10 protein-coding genes and 1 riboswitch are annotated in these 16,686 nt (G+C 70.2%); of the genes, 5 read left to right on the top strand and 5 right to left on the bottom strand.

Features of this window, described 5'->3' with window-relative positions; all coding sequences use genetic code 11:
• Window positions 1–63 precede the first annotated feature (63 nt).
• From rpe to purH, 3 genes are all read left to right on the top strand, one after another.
• Window positions 64–726: a ribulose-phosphate 3-epimerase gene (gene rpe / locus Q8N19_RS15495; protein ID WP_305592185.1), complete on the top strand. Its 663-nt coding sequence runs from the start codon at window positions 64–66 to the stop codon at window positions 724–726.
• 11 nt (window positions 727–737) lie between these two features.
• The gene (locus Q8N19_RS15490) at window positions 738–2,477 is read left to right on the top strand and encodes a heparinase II/III family protein (protein WP_305592183.1); all 1,740 of its coding nucleotides are present in this window, start codon (window positions 738–740) and stop codon (window positions 2,475–2,477) included.
• A gap of 42 nt (window positions 2,478–2,519) precedes the next feature.
• Window positions 2,520–2,603, top strand: a riboswitch (ZMP/ZTP riboswitch).
• Window positions 2,604–2,629: 26 nt separating this feature from the next.
• Complete coding sequence (gene purH, locus Q8N19_RS15485) at window positions 2,630–4,243, top strand: bifunctional phosphoribosylaminoimidazolecarboxamide formyltransferase/IMP cyclohydrolase (RefSeq protein ID WP_305592181.1); 1,614 nt, start codon at window positions 2,630–2,632, stop codon at window positions 4,241–4,243.
• Between the two features lie 10 nt (window positions 4,244–4,253).
• Here purH and Q8N19_RS15480 read toward each other — a convergent pair whose 3' ends face one another.
• Window positions 4,254–9,128 carry an NAD-glutamate dehydrogenase gene (locus Q8N19_RS15480; protein ID WP_305592179.1) on the bottom strand — a complete coding sequence of 1,625 codons (4,875 nt, stop codon included), beginning with the start codon at window positions 9,126–9,128 and terminating at the stop codon, window positions 4,254–4,256.
• A 475-nt stretch (window positions 9,129–9,603) separates the two neighbouring features.
• On the opposite strand from Q8N19_RS15480, the gene Q8N19_RS15475 reads away from it, so the two are divergent.
• Complete coding sequence (locus Q8N19_RS15475) at window positions 9,604–11,082, top strand: helicase HerA-like domain-containing protein (protein ID WP_305592177.1); 1,479 nt, start codon at window positions 9,604–9,606, stop codon at window positions 11,080–11,082.
• 6 nt (window positions 11,083–11,088) lie between these two features.
• Here Q8N19_RS15475 and Q8N19_RS15470 read toward each other — a convergent pair whose 3' ends face one another.
• Together Q8N19_RS15470 and Q8N19_RS15465 are read right to left on the bottom strand one after the other, a co-directional pair.
• A complete protein-coding gene (locus Q8N19_RS15470) occupies window positions 11,089–13,404 on the bottom strand; it encodes a PAS domain-containing sensor histidine kinase (RefSeq protein ID WP_305592175.1) in 2,316 nt (771 codons plus the stop codon).
• A 97-nt stretch (window positions 13,405–13,501) separates the two neighbouring features.
• Complete coding sequence (locus tag Q8N19_RS15465) at window positions 13,502–14,284, bottom strand: SDR family NAD(P)-dependent oxidoreductase (protein ID WP_305592173.1); 783 nt, start codon at window positions 14,282–14,284, stop codon at window positions 13,502–13,504.
• 55 nt (window positions 14,285–14,339) lie between these two features.
• Here Q8N19_RS15465 and Q8N19_RS15460 point away from each other — a divergent pair, with 55 nt between their 5' ends.
• Window positions 14,340–14,774 (top strand): YkvA family protein, encoded by a 435-nt coding sequence (locus Q8N19_RS15460; RefSeq protein ID WP_305592171.1) that lies wholly within the window; start codon window positions 14,340–14,342, stop codon window positions 14,772–14,774.
• Here the strand turns inward: Q8N19_RS15460 and Q8N19_RS15455 are convergent.
• Together Q8N19_RS15455 and Q8N19_RS15450 are read right to left on the bottom strand one after the other, a co-directional pair.
• Window positions 14,771–15,634, bottom strand: a complete 864-nt coding sequence (locus Q8N19_RS15455; protein ID WP_305592362.1) for a DMT family transporter — start codon at window positions 15,632–15,634, stop codon at window positions 14,771–14,773. The two genes, Q8N19_RS15460 and Q8N19_RS15455, sit on opposite strands and share 4 nt — an antisense overlap.
• 70 nt (window positions 15,635–15,704) lie before the next feature.
• Entirely contained in the window at window positions 15,705–16,577 is an 873-nt protein-coding gene (locus tag Q8N19_RS15450) for an SDR family NAD(P)-dependent oxidoreductase (RefSeq protein WP_305592169.1), read from the bottom strand.
• Window positions 16,578–16,686: the final 109 nt, after the last annotated feature.

Raw genomic sequence — 16,686 nt, 5'->3', positions numbered from 1 at the left:
CAGGACTGGCGGGCGCCCTGGCGGTCCTTGTGGCCGCCCCGCGGCTTGGGTTAAGTCCAGACGATGACGCGCACGCCTCTCATCGCCCCCTCCATCCTGGCCGCCGACTTCGCCCGCCTGGGCGAGGAATGCCGCGCCATCGAAGCCGCCGGCGCCGACTGGGTGCATATCGACGTGATGGACGGCCATTTCGTGCCCAACATCACCATTGGACCCGACGTGGTGAAGGCGCTGAAGCCCCACGTCTCCATCCCCTTCGACGTGCATCTGATGATCGCGCCGGCCGACCCCTACATCGAGGCCTTCGCCAAGGCGGGCGCCGACCTGATCAGCGTCCACCCTGAGAGCGGCCCGCACCTCAACCGGACGCTGAAGCTGATCCGCAGCCTGGGCTGCAAGGCCGGCGTGGTGTTCAATCCGTCCACCTCGCCGTCGGTTATTGAATGGATGATGGACGAGATCGACCTGATCCTGGTCATGTCCATCAATCCCGGCTTCGGCGGACAGAAGTTCATGACCTCGCAGCTGGCCAAGATCCGCCGGCTGCGGGAGATGATCGACACCACTGGCCGCGAGATCCACCTGGAGGTCGACGGCGGCGTGACGCCGGAGACCGCACCCCTCTGCCTGGAAGCCGGCGCCACGGCGCTTGTGGCCGGGACCGCCGTCTTCAAGGGCGGCGCGGACGCCTACGCCGCCAACATCGCCGCCCTTCGGGGCGGGTGAGCGGGGCGCCCGTGGCCGGACAGCCTCCCCCGGCGCCGGCGTCCAGGCGGCTGCCTGGCCAGGTGGCCCTGTTGGCGCTCGCGGTCGGCCTGCGCCGGCAGGCCCGCCGGGAATGGGCCGGCTCGCCCCTGCACCGCTGGATGCTGGCCAGGCCCCGGCCCGAGGGGCTGACCGGATCGCCCCCCGACCCCCGTCCAGGCCGGGCGGAAAACGGCCGGCGAATCCTGCTGGGCGACTTCACCTTCGCCGGCGTCACCCTGCACGCCGGACCCAAGGGCGATCCCTGGGACCGGCCCAATCCCAGTCGGCGCTTCGCCGTGGCCCTGCACCGGTTCGACTGGCTGCGCGACCTGCTCGCCGTGGGCGAGAGCGGCGCAGTGGAAGCCCTGCGGCTGACCTTGCTCTGGCGGCGCACCTTCGGGCGATGGAACGGTTTTTCCTGGGATCCCGAGGTGCTGGAACGCCGGGTGTTCAACCTCGCCTGCGGCGCCCCCCGCTTCTGCGCTGGCGCGTCGGACGCCGAAACGGCCCAGATCGCGCTGGATCTCGCCCGTCAGGCTCGCCACCTGCTGGCCACCATCGATGGACCGGCCCGGGCGGCTGAGCGGGCCTGCGCCGCGGCCCTGGCCGGCGCCGTGCTGGCCGGCGAGGCCGGCGACCGGCTAACGACCACAGCGCTGGAACGGCTGACCAAGGCGTTGGCTGAAACCGTCCAGGCGGATGGCGGCCACGCCTCGCGCTCACCGCAGGCCGCCGTTCAGTTGCTGCTCGACCTGCAGACCCTGGACGAGGCGCTGGTTCAGCGGGGGATCGCGCCGCCGGATGAGATGATGCGGGCCATCGACCGGCTGGTGGGGGCGGTGCGGTTCTTCACCCTGGCCGATGGCGCCCTGCCGGTCTTCCAGGGCGGCGAGGCCCTGCGCCCGGCCCTGGTGGCCGCGGCCAGGGCCAGCGAGAACGACGCCGGCCGCACCCTGCCCGCCGCCCGCAACGGCTATCAGCGCCTGGAGAGCCGCAGCCTGCAGCTGGTGGCCGACGCCGCCCCACCAGCGACGGGTCCCTGGAGCGTCACCGCATGCGCCCAACCGCTGGCGCTTGAGGTGCTGATTTCCGGGCGCCGGGCCATCACCAACTGCGGCTGGTCGCCGGACGCCGTGGGGCCTGAGGCCCTGCGTCTGGCGGATGCGGCCTCGACCGCCTCCCTTGGCGACCTGTCCTGCGGCGCGCCCGTGCGAGGGCTGCAGGCCCGCGCCCTGGGTCCCCGGCTGATCGGCGCCGATGCGGCGGTGAGCGCCAAGCGCCAGCAGGCCGAGGGCGCCCTGTGGCTGGAAATGGCCCATGACGGCTGGGTCCGGCGCTTTGGACTGCGCCATGAGCGGCGGCTCTACCTGGACCTGGCCGCCGACGAACTGCGCGGCGAGGACCGCTTCACCCCTGTCACCGACGCCGCGCCGGGGGAAGACCCGCGGCGGTTCATCCCCTTCGCCGTCCGCTTCCATATCCACCCCGACGCCCGGGCCTCCCTGGCCCGCGACGGCAAGAGCGTGCTGATCAAGCCCGAAGGCGAAGAGACCGGCTGGTGGCTTCGCAACGACGCCATGGAAGTCGCCATCGAGGCCTCGGTCTTCTTCCAAGACGGCCAGGCCCGGCGGACCAGCCAGGTGGTGCTGCGCGGCCAGGTCCGGCAGGAGGCCGGCGCCCGCCTGCGCTGGAAGCTGGCGGCCGCCGAGCCCTGGCCGCCGCCGCGCTGAGACGGCGCATTGACTCCTCCGACCGGCCAGGACTAGGACGCCCCTGTCCTGCGTGACTGGCGAAAATCGAGGTGGGTGACCACCGGGGAGCCAGGACCTCATACGCCGCTCGCCTGGGCACGCCTTGTCACCTTTCCCGCCAGGAGACCGCCGTGCCCGCCGCCCCCGACTTCCCGCCTGCCCCCGACGCCGTCAAACCGGTCCGCGCCCTCCTGTCGGTGTCCGACAAGACCGGCCTGGTGGAGGCCGCCCGGGCGCTGTCCGAGATGGGGGTGGAGCTGGTCTCCACCGGCGGCACCAAGGCGGCCATCGCTGCGGCCGGCCTGCCCGTAAAGGACGTGGCCGACCTGACCGGTTTTCCGGAAATGATGGATGGCCGGGTCAAGACCCTGCACCCGGTGGTGCATGGCGGCCTGCTGGGGGTTCGCGACGCCGCCCACCATGCCAAGGCCATGGCCGAGCACGGCATCGGCCCCATCGATATCGTCTATGTGACTCTCTACCCCTTCGAGCAGACCGTGGCCGGCGGCGGTGACTTCGCGTCCTGCGTCGAGAACATCGACATCGGCGGGCCGGCCATGATCCGCTCGGCCGCCAAGAACCATGGCTATGTGGCGGTCTGCACCGAGAAGCCCGATCTCGACGAGGTGATCGCCGCCCTGAGCGCCGACGGCGCCACCTCGCTGTCCCTGCGCAAGGCTCTGGCCGCCCGCGCCTATGCCCGCACCGCAGCCTATGACGCCGCCATCTCGCAGTGGTTCGCGGGCGAACTGGCCGAAGAAGCGCCGCGCCGCCGGGCCTTCGCGGGCGAGCTTGTCCAGACCATGCGCTATGGCGAAAACCCCCATCAGGCCGCAGCCTTCTATCGCGACGGCTCCAACCGGCCGGGCGTGGCCACCGCCACCCAGCTGCAGGGCAAGGCGCTGTCCTACAACAACATCGCCGACACCGACGCGGCCATTGAGCTGGTGGCCGAGTTCGACCCCACCGCCAGCGCAGCAGTGACCATCATCAAGCACGCCAACCCCTGCGGCGTCGCGCTGGGTGCCGACCTGACCGAGGCTTACAGCCGCGCCCTGCAATGCGATCCGGTCTCGGCCTTTGGCGGCATCGTGGCGGTCAACCGCCGACTTGATGCGGCCGCAGCCCGGGAGATCGTCAAGGTCTTCACCGAGGTGGTGGTGGCGCCCGAGGCCGACGAGGAGGCCATCGCCATCTTCAAGAAGAAGAAGGACCTGCGCCTGCTGATCACCGGCGGCCTCCCCGACCCCAAGGCGGCCGGCGTCACCTATCGACAGGTGGCCGGCGGCTTCCTGGTGCAGGGCCGCGACACCGCCCATATCACCGCCGCCGATCTGAAGATCGTCACCAAGCGCCAGCCCACCGAGGCTGAGCTGCGCGACATGCTGTTCGCCTTCACCGTGGCCAAGCATGTGAAGTCCAACGCCATCGTCTATGCCAAGGGCGGCCAGACCGCCGGCATCGGGGCGGGCCAGATGAACCGCAAGGACTCCGCCCGCATCGCCGCCCTGCGCGCCGCCGAGGCCGCCGAGACCGCCGGTCTGCCGGAGTCGCTGGCCAAGGGCTCGGCCTGCGCCTCGGACGCCTTCTTCCCCTTCGCCGACGGCCTGATCCAAGCCGCCGAGGCCGGGGCCACGGCGGTGATCCAGCCGGGGGGCTCGATCCGCGACGAGGAGGTCATCGCCGCCGCCGACGCGGCGGGTCTGGCCATGGCCTTCACCGGCGTCCGGGTCTTCCGCCACTAGGCCTGGAAGTTCAGCCCTCTGCGCGGACAGCCAGTTCGCGCAGGGCGCCGTGGGCGATGGTCAGCTTGGCGAAGGTCCAGCCGCCGGGCGCCTGCTCGATCTCGGTCAGGGTGCGGCCGGCCGTGGCCGTCGCGTCGGCCGCCGAGGCTGACCAGGCCTTGATGGCCGCCTCGGCCGCCTGGGCGTCAGCCCCGGCCGCAGGGCCTCGGGCCCTCGCCATCACCGACCGGGCGACCGTGGTCTGTTCGGTGAGCAGGTCCTCCACCAGCCGCCGCACGGCGGTCCGCTCGAAGATGTCGCCCGCCGAGTGACTGCCGGCTGCCGCGCGCAGACGGTCGAAGCCGAACACCTCGCCGACCTTGTGGTGCAGGCGGGCCACATTCTCGATGGGCCAGCGGGAGGCCTCAGCCAGATCGGCCAGGTCGGCGGCGATGGTCAGGGGCTGGAGCTCGACCACCGCCTTGGCCATGTCTTTCGGGGCGCCGGCGGCTGTCAGCCGGTCGGCCAGGGCGTCCAGATCGGCCCGCTCCACCGGCGTCAGGACCTCCGGCGCCAGCGCCTTCAGGGCCCTGGCCGGCTTGGCGTAGCGATCGATCAGGGCGCTGACCCCCTCACCCTGGCGATAGGCGCGGCGGGCGAACCAGAAGGTCAGGCCGCGGAGCTGCCGGGCCAGCTGGCGCAGCAACAGGAGCTGGGCGCGGGCGGGCATGTCGTTGTCGCGCGCCTCCACAGCCTCCCAGAGGGCGGCCACGTCCAGGACGGCGCGGGCGGCCTCATAGCCGACAAAGAAGGCCCTGGCGTCGCAGCCGGCCGCCGCCATCAGGCGACTGGGGAAGCTCGGTCCGCAGCGATTGACCACGTCATTGGCCACCACCGTGGCGATAATCTCCCGACGCAGCCTGTGACGGCGCATCTCCGGCGCGTAACGCATCAGGGGCTTGGGAAAATAGCCCTCGAGCACCTGCTCGAACCAGGGGTCGTCGGGGACCTCGGTCTCGACCATCTCCCGGAACAGCTGAATCTTGCCATAGGCCATCAGCACGGCGAGCTCGGGCCGCGTCAGGCCCCGTCCCGCCTCGGCCCGCTCGGCGATGGCCGCGGCGTCCGGCAGCCCTTCGACCACCCGGTCAAGACGGCCCATGGATTCGAGCCTGGCCATGAATCTAGCGTGGGGCTCCAGCTCGCCCACCGCGTCCAGCTCCAGCAGGGAAAGCGCCTGGTTCTGGTCGTAGTTGTGCGCCAGCACATGGTCGGCCACGTCATCGATCATCGAGCGCAGCAGCTTGTCCCGCTCAGGCCGGTCGAGATCGCCGGCCCGCTCGACCATGCCGGTGAGGATCTTGATATTGACCTCGTGGTCGGAGGAATCGACCCCGGCCGAATTGTCGATGGCGTCGCTGTTCACCCGGCCGCCGGCTTGCGCAAACGCGATCCGCGCGGCCTGGGTCAGACCGAGATTGGCGCCTTCGCCCACAACCCGGACCCGCAGGTCCTGGGCGTTGATCCGCAGGGCGTCATTGGTCTTGTCGCCCACCTCGGCATGGCTTTCGGCGGCGGCCTTCACATAGGTGCCGATGCCGCCGAGATAGAGCAGCTCAGCCTCGGACTTCAGGATGGCGCTGATCAGCTCATTGGGCGCCAGGGCCTCGGCCTCGACCCCCAGCATCTCGCGGACCTCAGGGCTCAGCGGAATGGACTTCTGGGTGCGGGGGAAGACGCCGCCGCCGGCCGAGATCTTCGCCCGGTCATAGTCATCCCAGGAGGAGCGCGGCAGGGCGAACAGGCGCTCGCGCTCGACAAAGCTCGTCTCGGGGACCGGCTGGGGATCGAGGAAGATGTGACGGTGGTCGAAGGCCGCCTTCAGGCGGATCTGCCGCGACAGCAGCATGCCGTTGCCGAACACGTCGCCCGACATGTCGCCGACGCCGACCACGGTGAAGGGCTCGGCCTGGATGTCCTTGCCCAGCTCCCGGAAGTGGCGCTTGACCGCCTCCCAGGCGCCGCGGGCGGTAATGCCCATCTCCTTGTGGTCATAGCCGGCCGATCCGCCAGACGCGAAGGCGTCACCCAGCCAGAAGCCGTAGGACTCGGCCAACCCGTTGGCGATGTCGGAGAAGGTGGCTGTGCCCTTGTCGGCGGCGACCACCAGATACGGGTCCTCCCCGTCATGGGCCACCACGCCCTTGGGCGCGATCACCTCGCCGTCTGGCGTCAGATTGTCGGTGATGTCCAAGAGGCCGCGTAGGAAGGTCTTGTAGGCCTCGACCCCGGCCGCGCGGATCGCATCGGGGCTTCCCCCCACCGGCAGGGCCTTGGGATAGAAGCCGCCCTTGGCGCCCACGGGCACGATGACAGCGTTCTTCACCTGCTGGGCCTTGGCCAGCCCCAGAACCTCGGTGCGGAAATCGTCGCGGCGGTCCGACCAGCGCAAGCCGCCCCGGGCCACCGGGCCAAAGCGCAGGTGCACGCCCTCGACCGTGGTCGACCAGACATAGATCTCCCGATAGGGCTTGGGCGCCGGCAGGTCGGCCAGCTCCTCGCTGGCCACCTTGAAGCTGATGAAGGGCGCCGGCCGTCCGTCGTCCCCACGCTGATAATAGTTGGTCCGCAGGATCGACTGGACCAGCAGGGCGATGCGACGCAGCACCCGGTCATCGTCCAGGCTCTCGACCATCTGCAGGGCCTCGGTGATCTCCTCCATCACCGCCTTGGCCTGGGCCTGGCGCTCGGCCAGGTCGGCGCGGACCGCCGGGTCGAACCGGGTCCGAAAGAGGTCGAGGATCAGGCGGGTGACGCCGGGCCGGCGGCTCAGCGCCTCCTCCTGCAAGCGCTGGGAGGGATCGAGGCCGGTCTGCTGGCGATAGCGGGCCAGCGCCCGGACAAGGGCGGCCTCCCGCCAGCTGATGGACAGCTCCAGCACCAGGCGGTTGAACCCGTCATTCTCGGTCTGACCGGTCCAGACGGCGACGAAGGCCTGCTCGAAACAGGCCTTCACGTCCTCGAACACAAGGTCCGCGCCCCGGGGATCGTCCAGCTCGAACTCGTGCACCCAGACGGGCTCTGCGCCCACCTTGCGCACCGGGAAGCCGGCCTCGGCCATGGCCTTCAGGCCCATGCTCTCCAGGATCGGCAGCACATCGGCGAGCGGGGCAGGCTCGGCCGGGCGGTAGAGCTTGAATCGGAAATTGCGGGCGGTGTCGCCGTCACGGCGGAAGGCCCGCACGCGGACCACCTCCCCTGGGGAAAGGTCATCGATCACCGCCACGTCGGCCAGGGCCTCGGCCGCGTCATAGCGGTCGCGGTAACCCGCCGAGAAGGCGCCATAGTAGCGGCCGAGCAGGTCGCCGGTCACCGCAGCGGGACGCTCCAGGTCGCGCACGGCGGCCTCGAACCGGTCCTCCCATGTGCGCGCGGCCTCGGCGATCTCGGCCTCGACCGCGGCCAGATCCGGCTCGCGCTTCTGGCCGGCGGTAAAGCCGATGATGAAATGCACCCGGGCCAGGGGGGAGTCCGAGAAGCTCGGATAATAGGCTGAGACCCGGCCGCCATAGGCCTTGGCCAGCAGCTGACCGGCCCGGATGCGCAGGTCGGAATCGTAGCGCTCCCGGGGCACGAACATCAGGATCGAGCAGAACCGGTCGAATGGATCGCGCCGCTCGAACAGGCGCACCCGGGGCCGATCGTAAAGATGCAGCACGCCGAGCGCATTGGTCAGCAGCTCGTCCTCGGTCATCTGGAAGAGCTCGTCGCGGGGATAGTTCTCGACGATGTTCTTCAGCCGCTTGGCGTTGTGGCTGCCTGGCGCCTTGGCCGCTCGGGCGAGCGCGCCGGCCGCCTTGGCCCGCACCAGGGGCACGTTGCTGACGGGCTGGTCATAGGCCTCGGCCGTGAAGAGGCCGACGAACCGCACCTCCCCCGAGGGACGGCCATCAGGCCCGTACCGGCGCACCCCGACATAATCCATGTAGCCCCGGCGATGGACCCGGGAGCGCATATTGGCCTTGGCCACGGTGACGGCGGACTCGTCTTCCAGACGCCTGGCCAGCTGGGCGGTGAGCACGGCCGGCTCGTTGGTCCGGCGCAGAACCCGCTGCGCTGGATCGCGCAGCACGCCCAGCCCGTCCTGGGGCTGGAACAGCGGCTCCTCAGGGGCGTAGTCGCCGCCCTCGACCCGGGGATATTCATAGATCCGGGCGCCCAGGAAGACGAAGTGCTCGGTGTGCAGCCAGCGCAGGAAGGCCAGCTCCTCAGCCCGCCGCGGCGTCTCGGGCGCCAGGGATTCCAGCTCGGCCACCGTTCGGCCCATCAGGTCCAACATGGCCGGGAAGTCGGCCACTGCGGCCCGGGCGTCGGCCAGCGCCGCGCGCAGGCCGCTCAGCAGCTGGTCTTCCCGATCCGGACCGATCCGGTCGACGAAGACCTGGATCATGGATTCCCGGTGGAGGGCGCCGTCGGGGCTCCGATGTCCCTTGGCGTCCCGGGACACCTCGACCACCGGGTGGAACATGGCGCGGACCTGGAAGCCCTGGTCGGCGATCTCGCCCATCACGCTGTCCACCAGGAAGGGCCCGTCCTCCTGGACGATCTCCACCCGGTCGAAGTCGAGCCGGGGCGAGTCCTCGGACGCCCGCTCAGCGCGCACGATCCGCAGGATCGGCGACAGACCGCGACGCTTTTCGGCGAAGGTCCAGAAGGCCGCCAGATTGGCGGCGAGGTCATCCAGGTCGAACTCAGGCAGCTCGGCCGGAACCACGTCCTCGGCGGCCTGGGCGGCGAAGGCCTGCAGGGCCTGGTCCTTGGCCGGACCTGGCCCAAGTCGGGCGAGCAGCTTGTCGGCGAGGATTTGGCCCAGCTCTTCGGCCGGAGGTGTGTGGACGGGGCTCATGGCAGTCTCCCTTTCACCAGAACGCCGCCGGAGGAGAGGATCCGGCGGCGTTTGGTTCCGACGGGGGGGACCGGCGGAACCCTGGGGCTCGTCGCGTCGACGTCCCTTGCGGGGCGACGCTCTGAGGCCGGGGACGGGCGATCCCCGACAGACCTTCAGATAGGTGTTCAAACGTCAAAGGGAAGACCTGCCATCCATGGGTTCTGGACCTTGGGCTGAGGCTCCGCCGTGCGGACAGGCCCGGCGACGGGCCCCTGGGCGCGAGGCTCAGTGATTCTCCGACTGTCCTTCGACCCCGGCGCCCCGTCAATCGGCTTGCACGGCGGCGCCGACATGTCGCACAGACACGGGCAGATTATCGCAGTGCGACCAGGCGTCCGGGGGCGAAAATGCCCCCACACGGAGATTGTCGCCGCGACTGGCCGATCCGAGTTCGGGCCGCTAGCCTGACTCTGAACAACGGGGGGATACGGGGATGACGGCGAGCGGCGCAGACGGTGTTCTGGTAGGCCTGGGGGGCGAAGAGACCCTGTTCCTGCGGCTGGACCGGGCCAACCGCCACGGCCTGGTGGCCGGCGCCACCGGCACCGGCAAGACCGTCACCCTGCAGATCCTGGCCCAGGGCCTGTCGGACGCCGGCGTGCCGGTCTTCGCCGCCGATGTGAAGGGCGACCTGTCAGGCGTCGCCATGGCCGGCGCGCCCAACGAAAAGCTGATCGCCCGGGCCGCCAAGATGGGGCTGGAGATCGCTCCCCTGGGCGCGCCGACCGTGTTCTGGGACCTCTTCGGGGAGCAGGGCCACCCGATCCGCGCGACCGTCTCGGAGATGGGCCCGCTGCTGCTGTCGCGGATGCTGGAGCTGAACGACGTACAGGAGGGCGTGCTGACCGTCGCCTTCCGCGTCGCCGACGAAGAGGGCCTGCTGCTGCTCGACCTCAAGGACCTGCAGGCGGTGCTGGGCTTTGTGGGCGACAACGCCGCCAACATCAGCGCCCGCTATGGGGCGGTGGCCAAGACCAGCCTGGCGGCGATCCGGCGCAAGCTTCTGGTGCTGGAAGACCAGGGCGCCGCGGGCTTCTTCGGCGAGCCCGCGCTGGCCCTCTCGGACCTGATGCGGGTCGATGGCTCGGGCCGGGGCCATGTGAACATCCTGGCCGCCGACCGGCTGATCAATTCGCCGAGACTCTACGCCACCTTCCTCCTGTGGCTGCTGTCGGAGCTGTTCGAGGAGCTGCCCGAGGTGGGCGACCCGGAAAAGCCGCGCCTGGCCTTCTTCTTCGACGAGGCCCACCTGCTGTTCCGTGACGCGCCGAAGGGCCTGCTGGAGAAGGTCGAACAGGTGGTCCGGCTGATCCGCTCCAAGGGGGTCGGGGTCTATTTCGTCACCCAGAACCCCGCCGACATCCCAGACAGCGTGCTCGGCCAGCTGGGCAACCGCATCCAGCACGCCCTGCGGGCCTATACGCCCGCCGACCAGAAGGGGCTGCGCGCCGCCGCCCAGTCGTTCCGCGCCAATCCGGACTTCGACACCGCCGAGGCGATCCAGGGCCTGGGCGTCGGCGAGGCCCTGGTCTCCCTGCTGGACGAAAAGGGCGCGCCCTGCGTCGTCCAGAAGACGCTGATCCGGCCGCCCGCCTCAAGGCTTGGTCCGGCCACGACGGCTGAGCGAAGCGCCCTGATGGCCCAGAGCCCGGTGCGGGGTCTCTATGACGAGGTGAAGGACCGCGACTCCGCCCATGAGCGCCTGCAGGCCCGGGCCGCCGAGAGCGCCGCCGCAGCCCCGCCGGCCAAGGCGGCGCCCGAGCCCCGCGAACCCGCCCGCCGGAGCCGCAGCAGCGGCGGGAGCCGCCAGAGCCTGGGCGAGGCCTTCACCAAGTCGGTGCTGCGCACCGTGGGCAGCCAGATCGGCCGCGAGATCGTCCGCGGCATGCTGGGCGGCCTGCGCCGGCGATAGGCGCGGCTAGACCACGCCGGCCGCCTGGCGGACCATGGCGCTGAGCTGTTCGGCGCGGAAGGGCTTGCGCAGAATAGGCCAGGCCTGCGCCTCGTCCGGGTCATCGAGGGTCTCGCCGCTATAGCCCGTGGTCAGCACCACCGGCAGGCCCGGATGGACCGCCTTCAGCCGCCGGGCGAGATCGACGCCGCTGACCCCGCCGGGCATGACGATGTCAGATAGAACAAGATCGAAGTCCGCATCCTGGCCCAGACGACGCAGGGCCTCGACCCCGTTGATCGCCGTCTCCACCCGGCAGCCGAACTCGTCCAGCAGGCTCTGGGTGACCGCGCGGACCGCATCGTCATCCTCGACAAGCAGGACGCGCAAACCGTCTATGCCGGCCGCCACCGGAGCGGCCTCGACTTCGGGGGCCGGCGCCGTGGCGCGGTCGGCGGCCGGCAGGTAGAGGCTGATCGTGGTCCCCTCCCCCGGAGCGCTGCGGACATCCACCGCCCCGCCGCACTGGCGGATGAAGCCATAGACCTGGGCGAGGCCAAGGCCAGTCCCCTTGCCGGTCTCCTTGGTGGTGAAGAAAGGCTCAAAGACATGTTCGAGCACGTCGGGCGCCATGCCCGACCCCGTATCGCTCACCGACAGGCGGACATAGTCGCCGGCCTGCGCCTCATGCACCTCGCCCTCGACCAGGGCCTGCCGCGCCGCCTCGATCCGGATCTCGCCGCCCGGCGGGGTGGCGTCGGCGGCGTTGACCACCAGGTTCAGCAGGGCCGCCTCGAACTGGGCGGCGTCCAGCCTCGCCGCCCCGACCTGCGGCGGGCAGTCGATGGTCAGGGCGATGGCCTCGCCGGCCGCTCGGCGGACCAGGGGCTCGATCTGCTCGACCAGCGGCGCCACCGCCAGATTGTCGAGGCGCAGCTCCTGGCGGCGGGAGAAGGCCAGCAGCTGACGCGTCAGCCGCTCGCCCCGCCGGCCCGCGGCCAGGGCGGCGCTGGCCAGGCGGGTGACCCGCGCGGTGTCGGCCGGGTCCTTGAGCATCATGTCCAGACCGCCGATGACCACGGTCAGCAGGTTGTTGAAATCGTGGGCCACGCCGCCGGTGAGCCGGCCCACCGTCTCCAGGCGCTGGGCCTGGGCGAGCGCCGCCTCGGTGCGGGCCCGGGCCTCCAGGCTGGCCTCCAGGTCCCGGGTCCGTTCGGCGACCCGGGCCTCCAGGTCCTGACGGGCCTCGACCACCTCGGTGATATCGGAGGCCGAGCCGAACCAACTGCGGACCCCGCCAGCGGCGTCCGGCAGGACGGCCGCCCGGCCGTGGAACCACCGCCAGGCGCCATCGGCCCGCCGCAGGCGAAACTCCGGGGCGAAGGGCAAGGCGCCGTTGACCGCCTGGCGCCAGGCCTCGGCCACGGCGTCGCAGTCCTCCGGGTGGACAGACTGCAGCCAGCCATCGCCCAGGGCCGAGCCCGGCGCGCCGCCGGTGAACTCGCTCCACTGTGGGCTGGCGAAGGTCCAGGCGCCCTGGGCGTCGCTCACCCACATCAGCTGGGGCAGAGATTCGATTAAGGCGCGCACCCGCGCCTCCCCGCGACGCAGGGTCTCCACCGTTCGCCGGAGTTCGGTGACATCGCGGAAGGTGACGGCGACGCCGCCGCCCGCCCGCAGAGCGCTGGACCGGACCCAGTGCTCCTGGCCGTCGATGACGCGAAGAACCTCCACATCATCGGGCTCAACTTGGGTCAGCGCCCGGCTCAGGCGCTGAAACATGTCCTGCCCGGTTTCGTCGGGAAACACCTCGCGCACCCGGCGGCCCACCAGGGTTTCGACGCCGGCCGGCGCCATCCGATCGGCCGCCGCATTGGCGTAGACCCAGACGAAGTCCACGAGCGCGCCGCTCTGATAGATCGGGTCGAGGATGACGAAGCTGTCCTTGGCCGCCTGCTGGGCGAGGCGAAAGCGCTCCTGAACCGTGGCGCCGCGGCGGATCGCCACCCGCAGGGGCTTGGCCAGAGCGACCGTCAGGGCGCCGGTGAGCACGAACAGGCCCAACGCTACAGGTAGACTGGCCCCTGCGCGGGCTTCGGCCGGCCAGAGCGTCGCCGCCACCAGGGCGCTCAGCCCCACAGCCGTCAGCCCGCCCCGGGCGCCGGCGACCACGGTGGCGAAAATGATCGCCGGGTAATAGATCATGAAGGCCGGCGGCGCGGTCAGGGCGAGTTCAACAACGCCCTGTGCGGCCGTCGCTGCGGCGACCGCACCGGCGACCATCCCATAGGCGATCGCAGGCCGCTCGATGGCGGTGGCGAAACGCTGGGCCCAGGTGGCCATCATTTGGATACGCACCCCCAGTGAGGGATTTGGCTACTTCAGGCCCTCACTGTGGCGCAACGTCGCAGCCGGGGAAACCCCGGCTGCGATCCCAGTCTTAGCGCGGCGGCATGCGGATGGCGCCGTCGAGGCGGACATGTTCGCCGTTGAAGTAGCCATTGCGGCACATTTCCACGGCGAGAGAGGCGTATTCCTCGGCGTTGCCCAGACGCTTGGGGAAGGGCACCGAGGCGGCCAGGGCGGCCTTCACGTTCTCCGGCGCGGCGTTCATCAGCGGGGTGTTGAAGATGCCCGGCAGGATGGTGTTCACGCGGATGCCGTCGTTCATCAGGTCACGGGCGATGGGCAGGGTCATGCCGACCACGCCGCCCTTGGACGCCGAATAGGCCGCCTGGCCCACCTGGCCATCGACCGCGGCCACCGAGGCGGTGTTGACGATGACGCCCCGCTCGCCGTCTTCCAGCGGCTCCAGCGACAGCATGCCCTGGGCGGCCTTGGCCACGCAGCGGAAGGTGCCCACCAGGTTGATCTGGACGATCTTTTCGAAGATGGCGATCGGGTGCGACTTGGTCTCGCCGGTGGTCTTGTCGCGGCTGGCGGTCTTGGCGGCGAAGCCGGTGCCGGCGCAGTTGATCAGGATCCGCTCCTGACCATGGGCGGCGCGGGCCTTTTCGAAGCCGGCCTCGACGGTGGCGTCGTCGGTGACGTCGACCTTGCAGAACACGCCGCCGACATCCTTTGCGACCGCTTCGCCCTTGTCGGCGTTCATGTCGAAGATCGCGACCTTCACCCCATGGGCGGCCAGGGCGCGGACCGTGGCCTCGCCGAGGCCCGATGCGCCGCCGGTGACGACGGCGGCGACAGAGGAATCAAGTTTCATGGACGCTACGCCTCCTGATGCGTTTAATGATGCAACCTGAAACTGGCTTATCCTGATGATCGCGCGGCCTAAAGTATCACCCGACGTCAAGACTGACGGATTTGATCCGACCCAGGCGCTGGATCCGAGGCGGGCCCTCGTGCCCGCCGTCGTCAAGGTCAATGAAGAGCGGGTGCGGCGGGGCTTTTGGCCCAAGATCGTGCGGACCGCCTCGAAGATCCCCTTCGCCGCCGACGCCATCGCCGTCTGGTTCTGCGCCCGTGACCCGGCCACGCCCAGCGCCGCCAAGGGGATGATGCTGGCCGGGCTGGCCTATTTCGTCATGCCCGCCGATGCGATCCCCGACATCCTGGCGGTGGTCGGCTTCACCGATGACGCGGCCGTATTCGGGGCCATGCTGGCCCTGGTGGGCCGCTATGTGAAACCCCGCCACAAGGCTGAGGCTCAGGCCTTCCTCGATCGACAGGCCGAGGACAAGGCTAAGGGCTAGACCTCGGCCGCAGCCCTGATCCGGGCCTGTTTGGCGAGCTGCTGCTCGCGCCAGGTGATGGAAAGCGTTGAGATCACCACCACCGCGGCCCCGAGCAGGGTCCAAATGGTCGGAAGCTCATTGAACAGCAGGAAACCGGCGCCGGCGGCGAAGACCAGGCGGATATAGTCGATGGGGGCCATGGCGCCGGCGTCGCCGATGGACATCCCCTTGATGTAGAAGCCCTGGGTCAGGGTGCCGACGACGCCCATGACGCACAGAAGGAACAGGTCGAAGGGCTCGGGCCAGCGCCAGACAAACAGGGCGCCGGGCAGGGCGAAGACCAGGCCGAGCGTGGCCGACCAGACCAGCAGCACCATGGGGCTGTGGTCCCGGGTCATCACCTTCATGCCGGTGATGGTCAGCGCGAACAGGAAGGATGAGGCCAGCATGGCCGCGGCCGGCCAGCCGATGGCGAACTCGCCGCCAGCGCCTGGCCGCACCATGATCAGCACGCCGGCGAACCCCACCAGGGCCGCGCCGATCCGCATTGGCCCCACCGGCTCGCGCACAATGAAGAAGGCCAGCGGCACCAGCCAGAGCGTGCGGGTGAACGACAACGCATTGGCGTCGGCGAGCGGCATCTTCTGGAAGGCGTAGAAGGACAGGATCATCCCCAGCGTGCCCGCCGCCGAGCGGAACAGCAGGATGCCGGGCCGCGTGGTGGCGAAGGCCGCGCCCCGGCGGTTGATGATGAAGGGGATCAGGATCACGAACCCCGCCACCTGCCGGTAGAAGGTCTGCAAGGCCGCCGGATAATCGTCGCCGAGAAACTTGATCAGCGTCGTCATCACGGTGAAGCCGAGCGCTGACGCCACCATCCACAGAGCCCCGTGGACATTGGGCGCCAGCGGCGTCCGGGACGGCTTGTCCTCGCTCAACCGCCCCGCCTCAGGACGCGGCCGGTGCGGCAGGTGGCGCAAACGGCGAGTCCTCGCCGAACATCTGCACGAAGGGCGAGGGCGAGGCCGTGTCCCAGCTGTGGCGGCCGCCGACCGTGATGCCGCCGTCCACCACCAGGTGGGTCCCTGACACGAAGGCCGAGGCGTCCGAGGCGAGGTAAAGCGCAGCCTGGGCGATATCGCCGGGCAGGCCGGCCTTGGGCACCGGCTGGACGCTGGCGGCGCCCTGTTCGACCCGGGCGGCCATCTGGTCGGCCACCTCGCGGGGGAGACCCAGCGACGCGCCGAAGATCGAGGTGGCGATCAGGCCCGGGCAGATGGCGTTGACCCGCACCTTCTGGCGCGACAGCTGGGCGGCGGCCACGCGGCTCATATGGATGACGCCGGCCTTGGCGGTGGAATAGGCGATGGGGCCAAAGCCGGCCTGCAGGCCGGCGATGGAGGCGGTGTTGATGATCGAGCCGCCGCCGCGGGCGATCATCATCGGGGCGGCGTGCTTCATGCCCAGCGCCGGCCCACGCACCAGCACCGAGAAGATCCAGTCCCAGCCCTCGGCGGTGACCTCGGTGATCGCCCCCATGCGGTCGGAGATGCCGGCGTTGTTGAACAGGATGTCGAGGCCGCCAAAGGCGCTGTCGGCCAGCTTCAGGGCGGCGGCGATGTCGTCTTCGGAGGTGACATCGCAGTGGGCGTAGCGGACATGCTCGCCGAAGCGCGCCTCCAGCATGGCGCCCTTTTCGTCCTGGATGTCGGCGGCCACCACCTTGGCCCCCTCGGCGACGAACAGCTCAACCGTCCCGAGGCCGATGCCGGAGCATCCGCCAGTGATCACCGCAACCTTGCCCTCAAGACGTCCAGCCATGACGCATCTCCCCTTTGGGCGCTCGCACGGACGTCGGCGCCTCATCTATGTGATCGTCGATCACTAAAGCGGGATGGGCGGCAGGGGAAGATGCTTCCGCCCGCCGCCC

It is taken from the genome of Phenylobacterium sp., assembly GCF_030693405.1.
Lineage (GTDB): Bacteria > Pseudomonadota > Alphaproteobacteria > Caulobacterales > Caulobacteraceae > Phenylobacterium.
The sequence above is the reverse complement of the archived record's forward strand: the minus strand, read 5'-3'. Positions and strand labels throughout refer to the sequence as shown.